At 73.2% G+C, this 16,771-nt stretch carries 14 protein-coding genes; 7 read left to right on the top strand and 7 right to left on the bottom strand.

Features of this window, described 5'->3' with window-relative positions; all coding sequences use genetic code 11:
* Positions 1–39 precede the first annotated feature (39 nt).
* From ACQPYD_RS12850 to ACQPYD_RS12865, 4 genes are all read right to left on the bottom strand, one after another.
* Complete coding sequence (locus ACQPYD_RS12850) at positions 40–1,467, bottom strand: PepSY-associated TM helix domain-containing protein (RefSeq protein ID WP_433701204.1); 1,428 nt, start codon at positions 1,465–1,467, stop codon at positions 40–42.
* Positions 1,468–1,790: 323 nt separating this feature from the next.
* Complete coding sequence (locus ACQPYD_RS12855) at positions 1,791–4,496, bottom strand: hypothetical protein (protein ID WP_433701205.1); 2,706 nt, start codon at positions 4,494–4,496, stop codon at positions 1,791–1,793.
* A 52-nt stretch (positions 4,497–4,548) separates the two neighbouring features.
* Positions 4,549–5,016: a hypothetical protein gene (locus ACQPYD_RS12860; RefSeq protein WP_433701206.1), complete on the bottom strand. Its 468-nt coding sequence runs from the start codon at positions 5,014–5,016 to the stop codon at positions 4,549–4,551.
* A gap of 474 nt (positions 5,017–5,490) precedes the next feature.
* Entirely contained in the window at positions 5,491–5,928 is a 438-nt protein-coding gene (locus tag ACQPYD_RS12865; protein ID WP_433701207.1) for a DUF6892 domain-containing protein, read from the bottom strand.
* A gap of 283 nt (positions 5,929–6,211) precedes the next feature.
* Here ACQPYD_RS12865 and ACQPYD_RS12870 point away from each other — a divergent pair, with 283 nt between their 5' ends.
* On the top strand, positions 6,212–6,583 hold the full coding sequence (locus ACQPYD_RS12870) for a DUF2255 family protein (protein WP_433701208.1): 372 nt from the start codon (positions 6,212–6,214) through the stop codon (positions 6,581–6,583).
* 167 nt (positions 6,584–6,750) lie between these two features.
* Positions 6,751–8,259, top strand: coding sequence for a Na+/H+ antiporter (locus ACQPYD_RS12875; protein ID WP_433702039.1), 1,509 nt, complete (start codon positions 6,751–6,753; stop codon positions 8,257–8,259).
* Positions 8,260–8,458: 199 nt separating this feature from the next.
* On the opposite strand, the gene ACQPYD_RS12880 is transcribed toward ACQPYD_RS12875, so the two are convergent.
* Entirely contained in the window at positions 8,459–9,565 is a 1,107-nt protein-coding gene (locus ACQPYD_RS12880) for an NADH:flavin oxidoreductase/NADH oxidase (protein ID WP_433701209.1), read from the bottom strand.
* Between the two features lie 165 nt (positions 9,566–9,730).
* Here ACQPYD_RS12880 and ACQPYD_RS12885 point away from each other — a divergent pair, with 165 nt between their 5' ends.
* Positions 9,731–10,120 carry an ArsR/SmtB family transcription factor gene (locus ACQPYD_RS12885; RefSeq protein ID WP_433701210.1) on the top strand — a complete coding sequence of 130 codons (390 nt, stop codon included), beginning with the start codon at positions 9,731–9,733 and terminating at the stop codon, positions 10,118–10,120.
* Positions 10,121–10,276: 156 nt separating this feature from the next.
* On the opposite strand, the gene ACQPYD_RS12890 is transcribed toward ACQPYD_RS12885, so the two are convergent.
* On the bottom strand, positions 10,277–11,311 hold the full coding sequence (locus ACQPYD_RS12890) for an ADP-ribosylglycohydrolase family protein (RefSeq protein ID WP_433701211.1): 1,035 nt from the start codon (positions 11,309–11,311) through the stop codon (positions 10,277–10,279).
* Positions 11,301–12,299 (bottom strand): ADP-ribosylglycohydrolase family protein, encoded by a 999-nt coding sequence (locus ACQPYD_RS12895; protein ID WP_433701212.1) that lies wholly within the window; start codon positions 12,297–12,299, stop codon positions 11,301–11,303. Before ACQPYD_RS12895 ends, ACQPYD_RS12890 begins: the two co-directional genes overlap by 11 nt.
* A gap of 167 nt (positions 12,300–12,466) precedes the next feature.
* On the opposite strand from ACQPYD_RS12895, the gene ACQPYD_RS12900 reads away from it, so the two are divergent.
* From ACQPYD_RS12900 to ACQPYD_RS12915, 4 genes are read left to right on the top strand one after another with little or no spacing between them, the layout of a single operon-like run.
* Positions 12,467–13,474 carry a LacI family DNA-binding transcriptional regulator gene (locus tag ACQPYD_RS12900; RefSeq protein WP_433701213.1) on the top strand — a complete coding sequence of 336 codons (1,008 nt, stop codon included), beginning with the start codon at positions 12,467–12,469 and terminating at the stop codon, positions 13,472–13,474.
* A gap of 28 nt (positions 13,475–13,502) precedes the next feature.
* On the top strand, positions 13,503–14,855 hold the full coding sequence (locus ACQPYD_RS12905; RefSeq protein WP_433701214.1) for an ABC transporter substrate-binding protein: 1,353 nt from the start codon (positions 13,503–13,505) through the stop codon (positions 14,853–14,855).
* A gap of 23 nt (positions 14,856–14,878) precedes the next feature.
* Positions 14,879–15,817 carry a carbohydrate ABC transporter permease gene (locus tag ACQPYD_RS12910; protein ID WP_330160141.1) on the top strand — a complete coding sequence of 313 codons (939 nt, stop codon included), beginning with the start codon at positions 14,879–14,881 and terminating at the stop codon, positions 15,815–15,817.
* A gap of 5 nt (positions 15,818–15,822) precedes the next feature.
* Positions 15,823–16,683, top strand: coding sequence for a carbohydrate ABC transporter permease (locus tag ACQPYD_RS12915; protein ID WP_267949681.1), 861 nt, complete (start codon positions 15,823–15,825; stop codon positions 16,681–16,683).
* Positions 16,684–16,771 lie beyond the last annotated feature (88 nt).

A 16,771-nucleotide genomic window follows, 5' to 3' on the forward strand; every position in this document is an offset into this window, starting at 1 on the left:
GCCGTCCCCGCCCGGGCGGGGACGGCCGCGCGGGACGTGTCACCGGGAGCGGGACCCCGCGACCGGCGCGTCCCCGGACGCGGCGGGGGGCGGCCCCGCCGTGCGGCGCGGGCGGCGGGCGCGCCACCCCAGCACCGCGTCCACCGCGAGGAACACCGCGAGCGAGACGCCGACCAGCGGCACGGCCCACCCGATCCCCGCCAGGACGACGACCACCGCCGCCCGCCACGGCCACGTCAGGGCCCGGAAGGAGCCGCGCGGGTACGGGCGGCCCACGCCCAGGGCCCGGCCCCGGGTCGGACGCCGCTGCCACCACATGCGGTATCCCCACGCCACGACGGCGACCAGCCCCAGGGCGACGGCGGTCAGCACGAGCTGGTTGGGCACCCCGAACAGCACGCCCATGTGGGCGTCGACACCCCAGCGGCTCAGCTTGGCCATGAGCGGGTAGTCGGAGAAGCGGACGACGTCGACGACCTTCCCGGTGTCCGCGGCGATCGCCGCCGAGTCCACGCTCGTGGGCCAGGACCGGTCGATCTGGGTGACCGTGTAGGGGGCTGCGGGGTCCTGCGGCAGGGAGATCTCGACCAGTCCGTCCAGACCGGCCTCCCGCGCGCCGGCGAGCACCGTGTCGATGCCGATGTCCACCCCCGGGGAGGCGTTCGGGACGTCGGCGGAGACGGAGGGCGTGGTCCAGGCCAGCCGCTCGCGGAGTTCGGTGATGTTCGCCCCCGCGTACTGGGACCACGTCAGCCCCGTGGCGGACAGGAACAGCAGCCCCGCCAGCAGCCACGTCCCGGCCGCGCCGTGCACCGAGACCGACCGGGGGCGGCCGGGAGCGGTGCCCGCGCCGGGGACGAGCAGACGGCGCGCGCCCCCGCGGCGGCGCAGCGCGGTCGAGGCCCACAGGGCGGCCCCGCCCAGGGCGACCGCCCACAGCCAGCTCGCGGCCAGCTCGCTGTACAGGCGGCCCGCGTCGCCCAGGTGCAGGTTGCGGTGCAGCATGTCGACCCAGGTCCGGGCGGGCAGCGCGCCGCTCGTGCCGTAGGTCTCCATCACGCCGAGGACCTCGCCGCCGTAGGGGTCGACGAACACCGTTGTCCGGTGGCTCTCGGCCGACCCGGGCAGGTCGAAGAGCACCCGTGTGGAGTCCTCCTCGCCGGTGGCCGGGCGCACCGCGTCGACCTCGGCCCCGGACAGCTCCGCCCGGGCGGTGCGCACCTGCTCGTGCAGCGGCAGGGGCTCGCCCCCGGGCTCCACGTACAGCTGCTCCGCGTACACCGCCTGCTCGATCTGCGGCGTCCACACGTACAGGAGCCCCGTGGCGGCGGCGACCAGGACGAAGGGGGCGACGAACACCCCCGCGTAGAAGTGGAGCCGCAGGACCAGGGGTCGCAGCGCCGCCCAGGCGCCGCGGGGCCCCGGGCGGGCCCGGTCCGCTGTCGACTTGTCCGGTTGCCGTTCCACGCGTCGGTTCTCCTCACAGCGGCGCACCGGGCCGGTGCCCGGTGGGAAGCGTCCTTCGCCCCTGTGGTCGTGCGCGGGGGCCTCCGGGTTCCCGTCGGCGCGAACCCGTGCCCGGGCGCCCCGCGCGGCCCGGCCCCGTGTATGCGGCCGGGCCGGACGTCGACGACCGGGCGCGCTGAGGCGGGGCCGACAGGATGCTGCGGTGGCGCGTGCCGTCCGCCGGGGCCGCGACCGCAGAGTCAGGCCCCGGGCGGCCCCGGAACGCCCGGCGGGAGTGGTCGAGGACGGTCACGGAGTCCCCTGCCGCCGTCCGGGGAACGGGATCACATGGCCGGGTTGCGCAGCAGCCCTGTCCCCGGGTGACGAAGAGCGCAGTAGTGCTGGGCGGCGGCCTGCGAGTACATGGAGCTGGTGACACCCCCGGCCTCGTCGCCCCCGTCGAAAACCTCGAGAGCCGGTTCCGCGAAGGCGGCGAGCACAGGATCCGTGGACCGTGCGAGAACGTGCGTCGTACCGGCCGCCGATGACCAAGGGTTGTTCAAGAAGTCGATCGCCAGGTAGTACTCGGTGTCGACGGCCTCACACGTCTGCCGACCGGTCAGCGGGCCTTCCCCGGCCGGTGCCCCCGGAACCGTCGCGGTGTACGGGGTCCCCCTCTCGGCCTCCGGCTCGGGGGCCGGGGTGGCAGCAGGCTCGAGCAGCGCGACGGCGCCCAGGAGTGCCGACGCGGCCAACGCGAGGAGGTCGTACCAACGCCCCGGCGCCGGGCGAACCGGCCACGGACGGATTCCGGCCACCGTCCGAAGGGAGGATGCGGCCAGTGCCGCCGGAACGCACACCAGGAGGAGCGGGACGAAGACGAAGGACCCGGTGTTGACGAAATCGGTGAAGGCCTTCGCGCCGAAGCCGTCGAAGCTGTCCCCGCATGCTCCCGGCACATCGAACCCGCGTACACAGGCGCCGACGGCTATACCCGTGTGGACAGCGGGAATGGCCAGGAACGAGGTGAGGAACAGGGCGAGCACCGTCGTGGACAGGACCCGCGCCCGCGCCCCTCTCCCCCCGAGCATCCAGGAGGAGACGACCGTGATGGCCAGTACCACTCCCAGGCAGACGAGGAGGAGGGGTCCCAGCTGTGCTGCCAGGGACAACACCGAATCCGAGGTGGCCATGTCCTCGACCACCCGCTCGATCAGCCACCTCAGTGCCCCTGCCACGACGACGATCAGACCCAGCAGCACCACTGCCGAGAAGGCCACCGGTATCCATGGCGGACACAGGCGCGGAGCCGCGTCACGTCCGGACAGTTCCCGTCCCCACGCCGACCAGGCCAGCAAGGGCAGGGCGGCGCCGAGGCAGGCCGTTGCGATCCAGGCCGGGTCGGTGATCGGCAGGACGAGCAGGTTGAGGATCGAGGGAGGCACCGGACGTGCGCTTCCCCCGACCGTCATGTGCCCCACTATGTAGAACCAATGGGTCAGGGCCAGGACGAACATGAGTGCGCTGACGGCCACGCAAGGCCACAGCGGCCAGACGGACTCGGACACCGAGAGCCACGTGGTGGCCACCATCAGGATCCACCTCAGGATGACCGAGAACACGATCCATAGGAGGACCGCGAGCACCAGAGCCGCCCCCGGGCGGAGTTCCAGGAGGTAGACCCATGAGGCCTCGAGGTTGCCAGGTCCCACCACCTGCCCGAGGAGAACGCCCGCGGTCAGCGCCGAAGCTGCGCCGAACACCCTGGTCCGGGGCTCGGCGCGGACGAGGGACCCCAGCGAGGCCCGCCACACGAACGCACACACCACGAACGCCGCCAGCACGCCGAAGAGGATCCCCGAGGCGTTGCCGACGATCCAGGTGTACGGGGCGCCGACGACCTCGCTGATCGAGTTCGCCAAGTACTGGAACCCGACGTAGCCGAGTCCTACGGTGCATCCGGCGTAGAACAGGTCGAGAACGTGCATGTTCTGAAGGCGCGAGGGATCCCGGATGGTCTCCGCACGTTGCCCGGGTGGGGGATGCGAACTGCTGAGCGCTCGCCACCAGCGGAGGAGCAGGCGTTCGGGGCGTGCCGTGGGCAACAGGTGCAGGAGCTGCACCGCGACACCGGGGCTGTGAGCCGCACGGACGTCGGCGTAGAACTCCCGTACCTGGAGCACCCGAGAGCGCGTGTGGCTGAGAACGACGAGCAGGACCGCGAGCAGTGCGGTCCTTCCCCAGCCCCCCGACGGGGTGGGGAACATGAGCGCGGTCGCCGGGACCGCACACAGGACCAGCCCCCACCAGACCGCGATGGCCAGGTAGGTGATGTCGATGTCGCGGTTGAGAACGTGCGCGGCCTCATGGTGGATGAGTGCGTCGCTCCGGTTCGCGTGCCGGCCGGAGGACGCGTCCGGCTGCCGGCCCGGGGGGCCGCCCGTACGACCACGATCCGGGGACCGCGGCGGAGAGCTCCCCGGCGCGGAGCCGGTCGCGGGCAGCAGGCTGCGGTCGACGGCGATCCAGTACCGCCCCCAGGCCCCGAACGCCCTCGCCCCGCCCGCGGTCCCGGGTGTGACGAGCAGCCGCACGCCGCCTCGACGGGAGCCCAGGGCCCGGGCCAGCTCCCGCTCCGCGTACGCGGCCTGGGCGAGTTCGGGACGGGCCAGCGGACGCAGGCGCCGGCGCAGCCATCGTGGGTACAGGGTGTAGATCAGGAGCCCGATCGACAAGGGGAGCGCGAGGGCCGCCACCCATGTCCCTGTCTCGACCGTGCTCGCGAGAGCCGCGCAGTCCAGGTACTCCCGGCGCAGTTCCCGCGCCGGAACGTTCCCGACGAGGGCGAGGGCGTCCTCGGGGCAGCGCGTGTGCCACACACGGGGCAGCACATCGAGGTCCGCCGCCACCAGGAAGGCCATCTGAAGGGGTTGCGGAAGGAAGTAGAGGGCGACGCCGGCCGTTGCCACGACCAGGATCAGGAAGCGCGCCGTCGTCGCACTCGGCAGTCGCAGGAACTGCGACGCCCCTGTGGGCCGTCGGCTGCTCACCGGGAGGAGGTGACCTCGTGCGCCGATCGGCCGTCGGTCTTCCGGTGCTCCCTCAGTCGGCGGTCGGAGAGTCATCGGCGCGTGACATGAGCTCGGAGACGATCGCGTCCGCGAGTTCTGCGGCCTGCTCCTCCCGCAGGTCGGCCCGGGCTCCGTGGCGGAGGACCGCTTCTCGCACCAGCGGAACCTGGTGCGCGGAGAGGGCGGGGAGCTCCGCCTGCGCGTCGACACGCGGAGCCCTGCGCAACAGCCGCTGCCAGGCCTTCTTCCACCACGGGCGGACGGCGTCGGTCAGCGAGCCGACCACCAGGTCGTTGAGCACGGCCAGGACCACGCCGGTGACCACCCCGAGTGCCACCGCCCCGAAACCGAGCGGGTTGTCCCCTTCCTTCGGGAGCCTGCCGCCGAGCGCGAAGAAGTCGTCCCGAAGGTTCGGGTAGTACGGCATTTCGTCCGGCGCCTGCCGCTCGACCACATGCCGGGCGAGTGAGTCGATCGTCGAGGTGGTGGGAGGGGTCAACGCGAATCCGCCTTCGGGCCGGGGAGAGTCCCTGTGATGACCGGGATCCTAGTGGGTGTGTACTTCCCGCACCCGGGTTTCCCGAACTGTCCCGGGTACAGGACCCGATGTCCGAAACCGGCCATTCCCGCGGACACCCGGGGTGACCGCCGGGGCCGGGGCCCGGTGCCGTGGTCGGCGACCACGGGAGGAACCGGGCCCGGTGACACCCGAAGAGGCACATGGACGCGGGATGTGCGCGTCCGTGAAGAAGGCCCCCAGGACGTCGAAGGGGATCAACCCTCCGGTCCTGTTGCGCCCTTCCGGTACGTCGTCACGTCCCCTCGGAGGGGAAAGCGATTCTCCGGACGTACGACCGCCCCTGCGTGCCCTCTCCCCGAGCGGCCTCGGGAGAGGCCGAACCTCCGCAGACGGTCGCGGGGCAGGACACGGACGGCCCGCGCCCCGGACACGGGGCGGGGGCCGTCCGCAGGCTCAGTCGATCCGAATGCCCCTGGCGGTCAGGGCCTCCAGCATCTCGGGCCGCTCGTAGAAGAGGTCCTCGGCGCACTGGAAGCGGCGGAGGTTCGGCACCAGGTCGAGGTCGTCCAGGGAGCGGACGTCGAACAGGTCGTCCTCGCCGTCCCAGACCGGCGCGCACTCCATGAACACCCGGAGCCCGCCGTCGAACAGGACCGAGTCCACGGTGGCGAGCTGCTCCGCGCTGATCTCCAGCGCCTCGAAGTACGCGCGCGCCTCGTCCAGGACCTGGAACTCCTTGCCGATCGAGTAGGCGTACTCGTAGGGGGCGTGGGTGATCCCGAGCCCCTTGAGGTGCTCGGAGAGGGTGAACCGGGGGGAGAGCGTCCCGTCGTCGTACATGAGCTTCTCGACGACGAGCAGTTTGAAGTTGAAGTCCTGGAAGGTCGGCATGGGACCACGGTAGCCAGGGGGTACGACACCGTTCCGTGCCAGGTCCGGCCCTGCGGCCCGCCTCCCGCCGGGCGGCCGGGGCGCGGCGGCCCCGGCCCGGGGCCCCGGCCGCGGCGCGCGGGCGGGCGGACCCTCCCGGGTCCCGGACCGGCGCCCCCGTCCCCGCGGGCCAAGGAGCGGGCAGAACCTCCTCCGGCCCGGGCAAAGCGCCGTGTCCGGCGGCCCCTCCAGGGGTGCGGCGCGAGAGGCTTCCGAGCGTGCCGGAGAACGAGGGAGGACACCGATGAGCGGGTGGACCGAGGACGAGCTCGCCAGGATCGGCGACGCCGGGGAGATGCGCATCACGTCCCGCGACGGCGGGGGCGGGCTCCGGCGCCCGAGGACGATCTGGGTGGTGCGCCAGGGCGGCGACCTCTACGTCCGGTCGGTCAACGGGCCGGGCTCCTCCTGGTACCGGGGCACCCGCGACCGCCTCGCGGGGCACGTGAGCGCGGGCGGGGTGGAGGCCGACGTGGCCTTCGAGGACGCCGACGACGCCCTGGACGACCGGATCGACGCCGCCTACCGCGACAAGTACGGGGCGTCCTCGGCCGCGGTCGGGAGCATCACGAGCGCGACCGCCCGCTCCACCACGATGAGGCTCGTGCGCGCCTGAACCGGCGGCCGGGACGCCCGGCCGCGCCCCGGCGGTCCGCACGGGGGCGTGGCCGCCGGGGCCCGCGCGGACGACGTCGACGGAGGTGCCTCCTGCTCGGTCTCGTACTCGTCGTCCTGCTGGGGACGGCGATCCTGGTCTGCACCGCCCTGGCGGGCCGCTCCCGCCTGCCCGCCCCGGCCCTGCTGCTGGGCAGCGGGGTGCTGATGGGGTTCGTCCCCGCCCTGCACGAGGTGCAGCTGCCGCCGGAGCTGATGCTCCTGATCTTCCTGCCCCTCCTGCTGTACTGGGAGAGCCTGTCCACGTCGCTGCGCGAGATCCGCAAGAACCTCACCGGCATCGCGGTGATGAGCACCCTGCTGGTCATCGCCACGGCCGCCGCCGTCGCCGTCCTGGCCCACCTGTGGGGGCTTCCCTGGGGCGCGGCGTGGGTGCTGGGGGCCGCCGTCGCCCCCACCGACGCCACCGCCGTGTCCACCGTGGCCCGCCTCCTGCCGCGCCGGGACATCACCGTGCTCCGCGCCGAGGGCCTGGTCAACGACGGCACCGCCCTGGTCGTCTACGGCGTGGCCGTCGGCGTCACCGTGGGGGAGGAGTCCCTGAGCGCCCCGCACGTCGGCTGGCTGTTCCTGCTGTCCTACTGCGGCGGCGTCGCGGCCGGCGCGGTCACCGCCCTGTTCTGGGCGGCGGTGCGCCGCCGCATCGAGAACGCCCTCCTGCAGAACGTCGCCATCCTCCTCACCCCGTTCACGGCCTTCCTCCTGGCGGAGGGCGTGGAGGCCTCCGGCGTGCTGGCGGTGGTGGTGGCGGGCCTGATCATGAGCCAGGCCGGCCCGACCGTCGGGCGCCCCCTGTCCCGCCGACAGACCGAGGCGTCCTGGTCCCTGGCGGTGTTCCTCGTCAACGGGTCGCTGTTCGTGCTGGTCGGCCTGGAGGTCCACACGGCCGTGCGGGGGCTCGCCAGCCTGGCCCTGGCCCAGGCCCTCGCGCTGGTGGCCCTCGTGTCGGTGCTGGTCCTCGCGGTGCGGGGCGCCTTCGTCCTCGGCCCGGCCCTCCTCGTGCGGCTCCTGCCGCGGGAGCGGCGGCCGGCCGGGGGACCGGGGCTCCCCTCCCGGCTCGTCAACGCCATGGCGGGGTTCCGCGGCGCTGTGTCGCTGGCGGTGGCCCTGTCGGTGCCGCAGACGACGTCCTCCGGGGCCGCCTTCCCCGAGCGGGACCTCATCGTGTTCACCACGACCGGCGTCATCCTGGTGACCCTGGTGGTCCAGGGGCTGCTGCTGCCCCCGCTGATCTCGCGGGCGGGCCTGCCCGACGACTCCGACGTGGAGCGGGAGCGGCGGTTCGCCCAGCGGACCGCGATCGAGGAGGCGCTGGAGGCCCTGCCCGGGACCGCGTCCGCCCTGGACACCGACCCGGCCGTCGCCTCCCGCCTGGAGGAGGAGTACCGGGAGCACCTGGAGACGCTGCGCGAGGACCCCGACGCCGCGCGGACCGACCGGATCCGGAACAGGGAGGAGCAGTACACGGCGCTGCGCCTGGCTCTGCTGGCCCGCAAGCGGGCCACCGTGATCCGGCTGCGCGACGAGCGCCGCATCGACGACGTCGTGCTGCGCCGGATGCAGTCGGCGATGGACACCGAGGAGGTCCGGCTCACCCACCGCGAACAGTTCGAGTGAGGCCGGGGCTCGGGCGGGGGGACCCGTGACGACGGGGGACTCCCGCGCCGGGGGGTGAACGGGTTCCCCGGAGCGGCGGGAGGCGTGTCCGGACGGGCGGGCCTCCCGGCCCGGCCGCGGCGCAGGGCCCGCCCCCGGAGACGACGACGGCGCGGCGCCCCAGGGAGGGGCGCCGCGCCGGGCGGGTCCGTGCGCGCGGTCAGCGCCGACGGGCGACCGCGTACCCGTACTGGTCGGGCCAGCGCGAGGCCCCGCCCAGCTCCTCGGCCGCGCGGTGGGCCCAGTAGGGCTCGCGCAGGAGCTGCCGCCCCAGGAACACGGCGTCGGCGCGGCCCGAGGCCACGATCTCCTCCGCCTGGGCGGGCTCCAGGATCAGGCCGACCGCCGCGGTGGGCAGGCCGGTCTCCTGGCGCACCCGTTCGGCGAAGGGGACCTGGTAGTCGGGCGCGGCGGGGATGGAGGCGTCGTGGACCATGCCGCCGGTGGACACGTCGAGCAGGTCCACGCCCCTGGCCTGGAGCTCCTTGGCGAGCCGCACCGTGTCCTCGGCGGTCCAGCCCTCCCGGGCGTCGTCGGCGTTCTCCGAGAGCCAGTCCGTGGCGGAGGTGCGGAAGAGCACCGGCAGGTGCTCGGGCCAGACGGCGCGTACGGCGTCGACCACCTCCAGCGGGAACCGCATGCGGTTCTCCAGGCTGCCGCCGTAGGCGTCGGTGCGGTGGTTGGCCGCGGGGGAGAGGAAGGAGTTGAGGAGGTAGCCGTGGGCCCCGTGCACCTCCACGACCTGGAACCCCGCGGCGAGGGAGCGCTCGGCGGCCGCGGCGAAGTCGCGCACGAGCTGCCCGATCTCCTCGACGGTCAGCGCGGTCGGCGCCGGGTGGTCGTGGAAGGGCTCGGCGCTCGGGCCGACCGTGGCCCATCCGCCGTCGGCGGGGGCGACGGGGCGGCTGCCGAGCCAGGGCTTGTCGACCGAGGCCTTGCGCCCGGCGTGCGCGAGCTGGATGGCGGCGACGGCGCCGTGGGAGCGGACGGCCGAGGCCACGCGGGCCAGGCCCGCCTCCTGCCGCGCGTTCCACAGGCCCAGGTCCCACGGGCTGATCCGCCCGTCCGGGCGCACGGCGGTGGCCTCGACCATGACCATGCCGAGACCGCCCGCGGCCCGGTCCGCCAGGTGCGCCAGGTGGAAGTCGGTCGGCACGCCGGTGTCGGGGCCCTGGGACTCCGCCGAGTACATGCACATCGGGGACATCCACGCGCGGTTGGGGATCTCCAGCGACCTCAGTACGAGGGGAGTGAACAACGTGCTCACGGTCGGTCCTTCCCGTGGTGCGGGGTAGGACCCCGGCGGCGCCGGGGTCGGGTGTCGGTCACGAGGCGACCGCTCCTCATACGATAATCATCGTATTACGATGATTGTCAAACTACGAGGCTTGTCGTACTTTGTGGATGGTGGCGCAGCGAGGGAGGCGGTCCTGTGGCCGACACGGCGGGGACGAGAAGGCCGGGACGCCGGTTGGAGCACCCGCACGCCCGGGAGATCCGGGTGGACGCGGTCCTGCACGCACTGGCCGACCCGGTACGGCTGCGCATCGTGCGCGACCTGGCGGACGGCCATGAGGACATGGCCTGCATCGCCTTCGCGCTGCCGGTGAGCAAGTCCACGTCCACGCACCACTTCCGCGTGCTGCGCGAGGCCGGGATCATCCGCCAGTACTACGAGGGCACGTCGCGCATGAGCCGCCTGCGCACCGAGGACCTGGAGGCGCGTATGCCGGGGCTGCTCGGCGCGGTGCTGAACGCCGCCCTCCTCGCCGAGCGCGAGGACGCGGCCGCCGTGCCGGCGTCCTCCGACGGCGGGCGCTGAGGGCCCGTCCGGGAGCGGCGCGGCTCCGGGAACGCGGAAGGCCGCGCGGGACGGATCCTCCGCCCCGCGCGGCCCCCGATACCCGGCGCGCCCCCGCGCTGCCGGGTACGCCTGCCCCGATCCGCCCTCCGGTACCGGTGCCCGGCCCAGCTCACCTCACCGGAGGACTCCAGCCCCCGCGGCGACCAGGCGGTCGGCCAGTTCGGTCAGCCGCACGCCCGCGACCCGGGGGAGCAGCACGCCCTCCAGCCGGTCGACGCGCTCGCGCCAGGCCGCCGGGACGGCCTGCTCGCCGCCGACCGCCCCGCACAGGGCGCCGACCATCGCCGGCATGCTGTCGGCCTGCCGGGGCAGGAGCGCCGCGGCCTGGAGCCCCGCGGCGAGGTCCCCGCCCACGAGGCGGGTGATCGCGAACGCCGTCGGCAGCGTCTCGGGGGCCACGCCCCCGTGGCTGTAGCGCGCCCGCCCGAAGGCGTCCACCAGGTCCGGCACCGCCGTGAAGGCGTCCGCGGCGCCGTCGACCAGCGCGTCGGCGCGGTCCAGCCCCCGCCCGAGCCAGCTGTCCGCGGGCACGGTCCGGCGGGCTCCCGCCAGCGCGATCTCCAGCGGGGCGCCCCCGGCCAGCGACGCCACGGCGTGGGCCATGGCGCGGGCCGCCCACAGCCCGTCCCGGGAGTGGGTGATGCTCGCGTAGTCCCCGGCCAGGAGGGCGGCGGCGTCCGCGTCCCCCGCCCGCAGCAGTCCGACCGCCACGGCCGCCGGGACCGCGGCGTCGTCCCAGTGCACGGGGTTGTCCGTGCCCGTGGTGGGAGGCACCGCGCCCCGCAGGGCGTGGACGGCCGCGCCGCGCTCGGCGACGCCGCACCACACGTCCTCGGTGTCCACGTAGTGCGCGCGCCACCGGGCGAACAGCGAGGCGGTGTCGTAGGCCTCGGCCTCCAGCAGCACCAGGGCCGCCGTCGCCGCGGTCTCGGCGTCGTCGGTGCCGGACAGCGGGCTGCCCTCGTCGCCGCTCAGGGCGAAGGGCAGCAGCGGGCGCGACACGCGCTGGCCGTCGAGCTCGGCGTTCTTCTGCCACAGGATGTCGCGCCCCCACCCGGAGCGGACACGCCGGTGGAACTGGGCGGGCAGGCCGAGGGCGTCGCCCATCGCGAGCCCGAGCAGGGCTCCGCGCGCGGTCTCAGAGCGCAAGGTCCACCTCCTGGTGGTGGCGCCCGGCGGCGTGCAGGGCGTCGGCGAGTTCGATGAGGTCCGTTCCTGCGGTGACCGTGACGCAGCGGCCGGAGACGCTCGTCACCTGCTCCCGCCAGTGCGCGGGGACGGCCGAGGCGCCGTGCAGCGCGCCCGCCATCGCCCCGGCCATCGCGGCGATGGTGTCGGAGTCGCGCCCGATGTTGACCCCGGCGAGCACGGTGGGGACGAACTCGCCGCGGGCGGCCGCGAAGAGGCCGAAGGCCAGGGCCACCGCCTCGGGGGCGGTGTCGGGCCAGGGGTAGTGGAAGAGCGGGATCTGCGCGTACAGCTCCCGTTCGGCCGTGTCGGTGTCGGGGGCGGCCCCGGCGATCTCCAGGGCCCGCCTCGTGAGGCGTCCGGTCCAGGAGTCCGCGGGCATGGCCGCGAGCCCGGCCGCCACGACCTCGTCGGGCCCCTCGGCCACCAGGGCGGCCGCCACGGCCGCGGCGACGGCCCGCGCGCCGTGGACGCCGTCGGCGTCATGGCTGACCATGGCGTCCTCGTGCGCCAGCCGGGCCGCCTCGGCCGGGTCGCCGGCGCAGAGGATCCCGACGGGCGCGACGCGCATGGCCGCGCCGTCGCTCCACGACTCGTAGCTGTCGGCGCCGCTGACCGGGGGCCGCAGCCCGGCCCGCAGGTTGGCGATGGCCACCATCTCGCTGAACCCGGCGCCGTGGAACCCCTCGGTCTGGGCCAGGAGTGCTGTCCGCCACACCTCGGCGACGTGGTCGGCCGTGAGGCCGTGCCCGTGCGCGAGCAGCCCCCGGGCGCACAGGACGGCGTACTCGGTGTCGTCGGTGCCCGCGGCGTCCTCCTCGAGGAAGTCCACCACACGTCCGTGCGCTGCACGGATGGCATCGGGGGTCATGCCTTCTGTGGGTGCCCCCAGGGCGTCGCCGACCGCCAGGCCCACCAGGGCCCCGCGGCACCGATCACGAGTCACCATCGGCATCCTCTCACTTCGTTTTGCGCACAGCAGTTCGACGCGCTCCGCCATGTTCCAACTGGTGAGTGGGGGAGGGGGATACTCGTCTTGACACTGCACACCGTTTTTGGCCACTATGAACCCTACCCTTTTGCAATACGTTTTGCATACGATGCGAATCGAGAGAGATGAGCAAGGAGAACAGGGCCGGCATCGCCGACGTCGCGGCGCGTGCGGGTGTGAGCATCACGACCGTCTCCCACGTCCTGAGCGGGCGGCGCCCGGTCAGCGACAAGACCAAGGCCAAGGTGCTCCGGATCGTCCAGGAGCTGGACTACCGGCCCGACCCCTCGGCCCGGGGACTGCGGACCGGGCGCAGCGAGGCCGTCGCGCTGGTGGTCTCCGACGTCACCAACCCCTTCTACCCCCAGATGGCGGCCGGGCTCCAGGACGTGCTCCAGCCCCAGGGCTTCCTCATCTCGATCTGCAGCGTCCGGGAGAACTCCGAGGACCTCGACGCGGCCCTGCGCCACCTGCTCGACCGCAAGGTCGACGGGGTCGTCCTGGCGTCGCTGACCGCCCAGGAGCGCCACTACGCGGCGATCACCGATGCCGGCGCCTCCCTGGTCCGGCTGAGCGGTGAGCTCGACCCGCGCTTCGGCGACATCGTGCGGGCCGACGACACCGGGGGCATGGCGGACGCCGTCACCCACGTGCTCGAACGCGGGAACCGCAGGATCGGCTTCGTCAACGGGGACCCGGACACCGCGCCGGGACGGCTCCGCCTGGCGGGCTACGAACGGGCCCTGCGCGACTTCGGGGTCGAGTTCGACGAGTCCCTCGTCGTCTCCGGCCCCTTCACGCGGGCCGGAGGGGTGGAGGGGGCCCACGCCCTCCTCGCGCTCGACCCGGCGCCCGAGGCCCTGGTCTGCGCCAACGACCTCATAGCGGTGGGCGCCCTGGACGCCGTCCGCGAGCGCGGCCTGACCGTCCCCCGCGACGTCGCGGTCACCGGGTTCGACGACATCGAGGCGGCGTCGCTGCTGTCGCCCCCGCTCACCACCGTCCACAACCCCGCACGGGAGATCGGGCGCACCTGCGCCCGGCTGATCCTCGACCGCCTCTCCGAAGGCCCCGCCCAGGGGGCGCGCGAGGTCGTCCTCCCCCAGAAACTCATCGTCCGCGAATCCACCTGAACACCGTGCACGATCCAAAGGATCCCCTGTGACCCACCACCTTCCTCGCCGTGACGCCTTCAAACTCGCCGGAGGGGCCCTCGCGGGCGCCTGGCTCCTGACCGGGTGCGGCGGCTCCGGCGGGGGTTCCTCCGCCATCGACTACTGGGGCGCCTTCCCCACCCCGGAGACCGAGGAGTACTTCCGCACCCACTTCATCGACACGTTCAACGGGTCGTCGGAGCGCCAGGTCAAGATGACCACCAAGCAGCTCACCAACCTGGCCTCGCAGACCGACACCGCCGTCTCCTCCGGCAACGCCCCCGACATCATCTACTCGCCCGGCCCGACGACCACGGTGTCCTACGCCCAGGGCAACCGCACGATCCCCCTGGACGACTACGCCGACCAGTACGGCTGGAACGACCGCCTGCTCCCCTGGGCGCAGCAGCTCAGCCGCGTGGACGACGCCATGCAGTCCGTGCCCACCTCCTACGGCTCGCTGGTGATGTACTACAACCGCGCCGTCTTCGAGGAGAACGGCTGGACCCCGCCCACGACCAAGTCGGAGTTCGAGGCCCTGTGCGAGGACGCCGACTCCAAGGGGATCATCCCCGTCGGCGCCGGCAACAGCGGCTATCCGGCACAGAGCGAGTGGTACCTCAGCTGCGTGCTCAACGCCGCCGTGGGCCCCCAGAACCTCTACGAGATCCTCACCGGGGACCGCGACTGGAACGACGCGGCCGTCGTCGACGCCCTGGAGACGATGAAGTCCCAGATCGACAAGGGCTGGTGGGGCGGCGGCGCCGAGCGCTGGTTCACCAACACCGACCCCGACATGTGCACCGGCATCGCCAACGGCGACGTCGCCATGTACATGAGCGGCACGTGGAGCTTCAGCTCCATGGGCACGTTCTTCACCGACTCCGGCAACGACCCGCAGGACTGGGACTGGGCGCCCCTGCCCTCGCTCGCCGAGGGCGTCGAGCCGGGCGTGTTCCCGATGGCGATCGGCACCGCGCTGTCCATCAGCTCCGACAGCAGCGACCCCGACACCGCCGCCGCCTTCCTGGACCACCTGGTCGGCGACACCTCCCGCTCCCTGGGCTACCTGGCCGAGCAGGGCGAGAACCCGCCGCCCGTCGCCTACGCCTCCGACGACTTCCCCGAGGGCATCGACCCGCGCGCCCAGCGCCTGTACGAGCAGATCCCCGAGTCGGACAACATCGGCTACGCCAGCTGGACCTTCCTGCCCCCGCAGACCAACACCGCGCTCTACACCGAGTTCGACGGTGTCATCACCGGCGACATGTCGCCGTCGGCGTACGCGGGCTTCCTCAAGACCAGCTTCGAGCAGGAGCTGGGCGCCGGCGGCCTGCCGACGCCGTTCACTCCGCAGTAGAGAGAAACCGGAAACCCCACCCGATGTCCGTCGCTGTCACCGGGACGGGCGGGGCGGCCCGACCGCCCCGCCCCCCGGCCCGCAGGCGAGGCCCCAACCGCAGGCTCACGGGCCTGCTGTTCCTCGCCCCGCTCCTCATCGTCAACGTCCTCGTCATCGCCGGTCCGGCGATGATGTCGGTCGCGTACTCGTTCACCGACTGGGACGGGATCAACACCCCGGACTTCGTCGGCACGGCGAACTACGTGGCCCTGGCCGGCGACCCGGCCTTCCACCGGGCCCTCGGCCACAACCTGGTGTGGACGCTGTTCTTCCTGACGGTGCCCATGGGGATGGGCCTGCTCGGCGCCTACCTGCTCAGCCGCGTGCGGCGCGGGCGGACCCTGTTCCGCATCGCGTTCTTCATCCCCTACGTGGTCGCCACCGTCGTCTCGGCCGCCGTGTGGCGCCAGATCCTCAGCCCCGACGCGGGCATCGGCCCGGCCCTGGCCTCCTTCGGGGTGCCCTGGGTGGGCGACGCCAACGCGCTGGGCGACCCCGACCTGGCCCTGGGCGCGATCGCGATGATCAACAACTGGCAGTGGTGGGGCTTCCTGGTGATGCTCTTCCTCACCGCCATGCAGTCGGTCAACCCGTCGCTGTACGAGGCGGCCCGCCTGGACGGGGCCGGGAGGTTCCGGGAGTTCTGGCACGTCACCCTGCCCGGGATCCGGCCGACCCTCGTCTTCCTGTTCCTGATGACGATCATCTGGTCGTTCCTGGTGTTCGACTTCGTCTACATCCTCACCCAGGGCGGCCCGGCGGGTTCCACGGACATGCTCAGCACCCTGCTGTACCGCACGGCGTTCAGCGAGTCCCGGGCGGGCGTGGCCTCCGCCGTGGGCGTCGTCATGGCGGTCATCAGCGCCGTCACCATCGCGGGCTACCTCGTCCTGCGCCGCCGACTCCGATGGGAGGTGTGACCCCGATGCCCGCACGACCGACACGGGCCAGACGCGCCGCGCGTCTGCTGGACCGGGGGCGCCCCCTCACCTACCTGCTGCTGGTGATCCTCGCCGCGTACGCGCTGGGGCCCATCGTCGTCATGGTCTTCAGCGCGCTGAAGACCCCGGCGGAGCTCAGCACCAACCCGATGGGGCTGCCCGCCGACGCCGCCTGGGACAACTTCACCACCGCGTGGCAGAGCGCGAACATGGCCACCGGCCTGGCCAACAGCGCGGTCATCGTGTCCTGCACCGCCGTCGGCGTGTGCCTGATCTCGGGCGCCGCCGCCTACGCCATGGTGCGCCTGGACGTCCCCGCTCCCGGGGCGATCACGATGTACCTGCTGGTGGTGACCTCGCTGCCGATCCAGCTGTTCCTCGTCCCGCTGCTGTCGTGGTGGACGCGGCTGGGGCTGTACGACACCCAGTTCGGCCTCATCCTCATCTACTGGGCGATCTACAGCCCCTTCGCGACCCTGCTCCTGAGGTCCTACCTCATCGCCATCCCGCCGGACTACGAGGCGGCGGCCCGGATGGACGGCGCGGGGGAGCTCACCGTGTTCTTCCGGATCGTGCTGCCGCTCATCTGGCCGGGGCTGCTCACGGCGGGCCTGGTCGCTGGGCTCCAGGCGTACAACGAGTTCCTCCTGGCGGTGACGTTCCTCCAGGACTCCGAGGCGCTGCCGGTCTCGATCGCCCTGTACTCGTTCCAGCAGGGCTTCACCGTGAACCACGCCCTGGTGGCGGCGGCCGGCCTGATCATGCTGCTGCCCATGCTCGCGGTCTTCCTCGTCATGCAGCGCCGCTTCGTGTCGGGCTACGCCTCCACCGGCATGGCCAACTGACCACGGCCCCGTGAGGGGTCCCGAAACCGCCGGATCCGCGCCCTCCGTCCTAGTAGTACTTCGTTAACTCGTGTCGGGTGGGTGCTGC

Origin of the sequence: Nocardiopsis sp. CA-288880, assembly GCF_050955985.1 — a bacterium.
Taxonomy (GTDB): domain Bacteria; phylum Actinomycetota; class Actinomycetes; order Streptosporangiales; family Streptosporangiaceae; genus Nocardiopsis; species Nocardiopsis tropica.

Excerpts from the sequence above, each read along its gene's own strand:
- ACQPYD_RS12865 (WP_433701207.1), bottom strand. The coding sequence starts at position 5,928 with ATGCCGACCTTCCAGGACTTCAACTTCAAACTGCTCGTCGTCGAGAAG.
- ACQPYD_RS12870 (WP_433701208.1), top strand. The coding sequence starts at position 6,212 with ATGAGCGGGTGGACCGAGGACGAGCTCGCCAGGATCGGCGACGCCGGG.
- ACQPYD_RS12895 (WP_433701212.1), bottom strand. The coding sequence starts at position 12,299 with ATGGTGACTCGTGATCGGTGCCGCGGGGCCCTGGTGGGCCTGGCGGTC.
- ACQPYD_RS12900 (WP_433701213.1), top strand. The coding sequence starts at position 12,467 with ATGAGCAAGGAGAACAGGGCCGGCATCGCCGACGTCGCGGCGCGTGCG.
- ACQPYD_RS12910 (WP_330160141.1), top strand. The coding sequence starts at position 14,879 with ATGTCCGTCGCTGTCACCGGGACGGGCGGGGCGGCCCGACCGCCCCGC.
- ACQPYD_RS12915 (WP_267949681.1), top strand. The coding sequence starts at position 15,823 with ATGCCCGCACGACCGACACGGGCCAGACGCGCCGCGCGTCTGCTGGAC.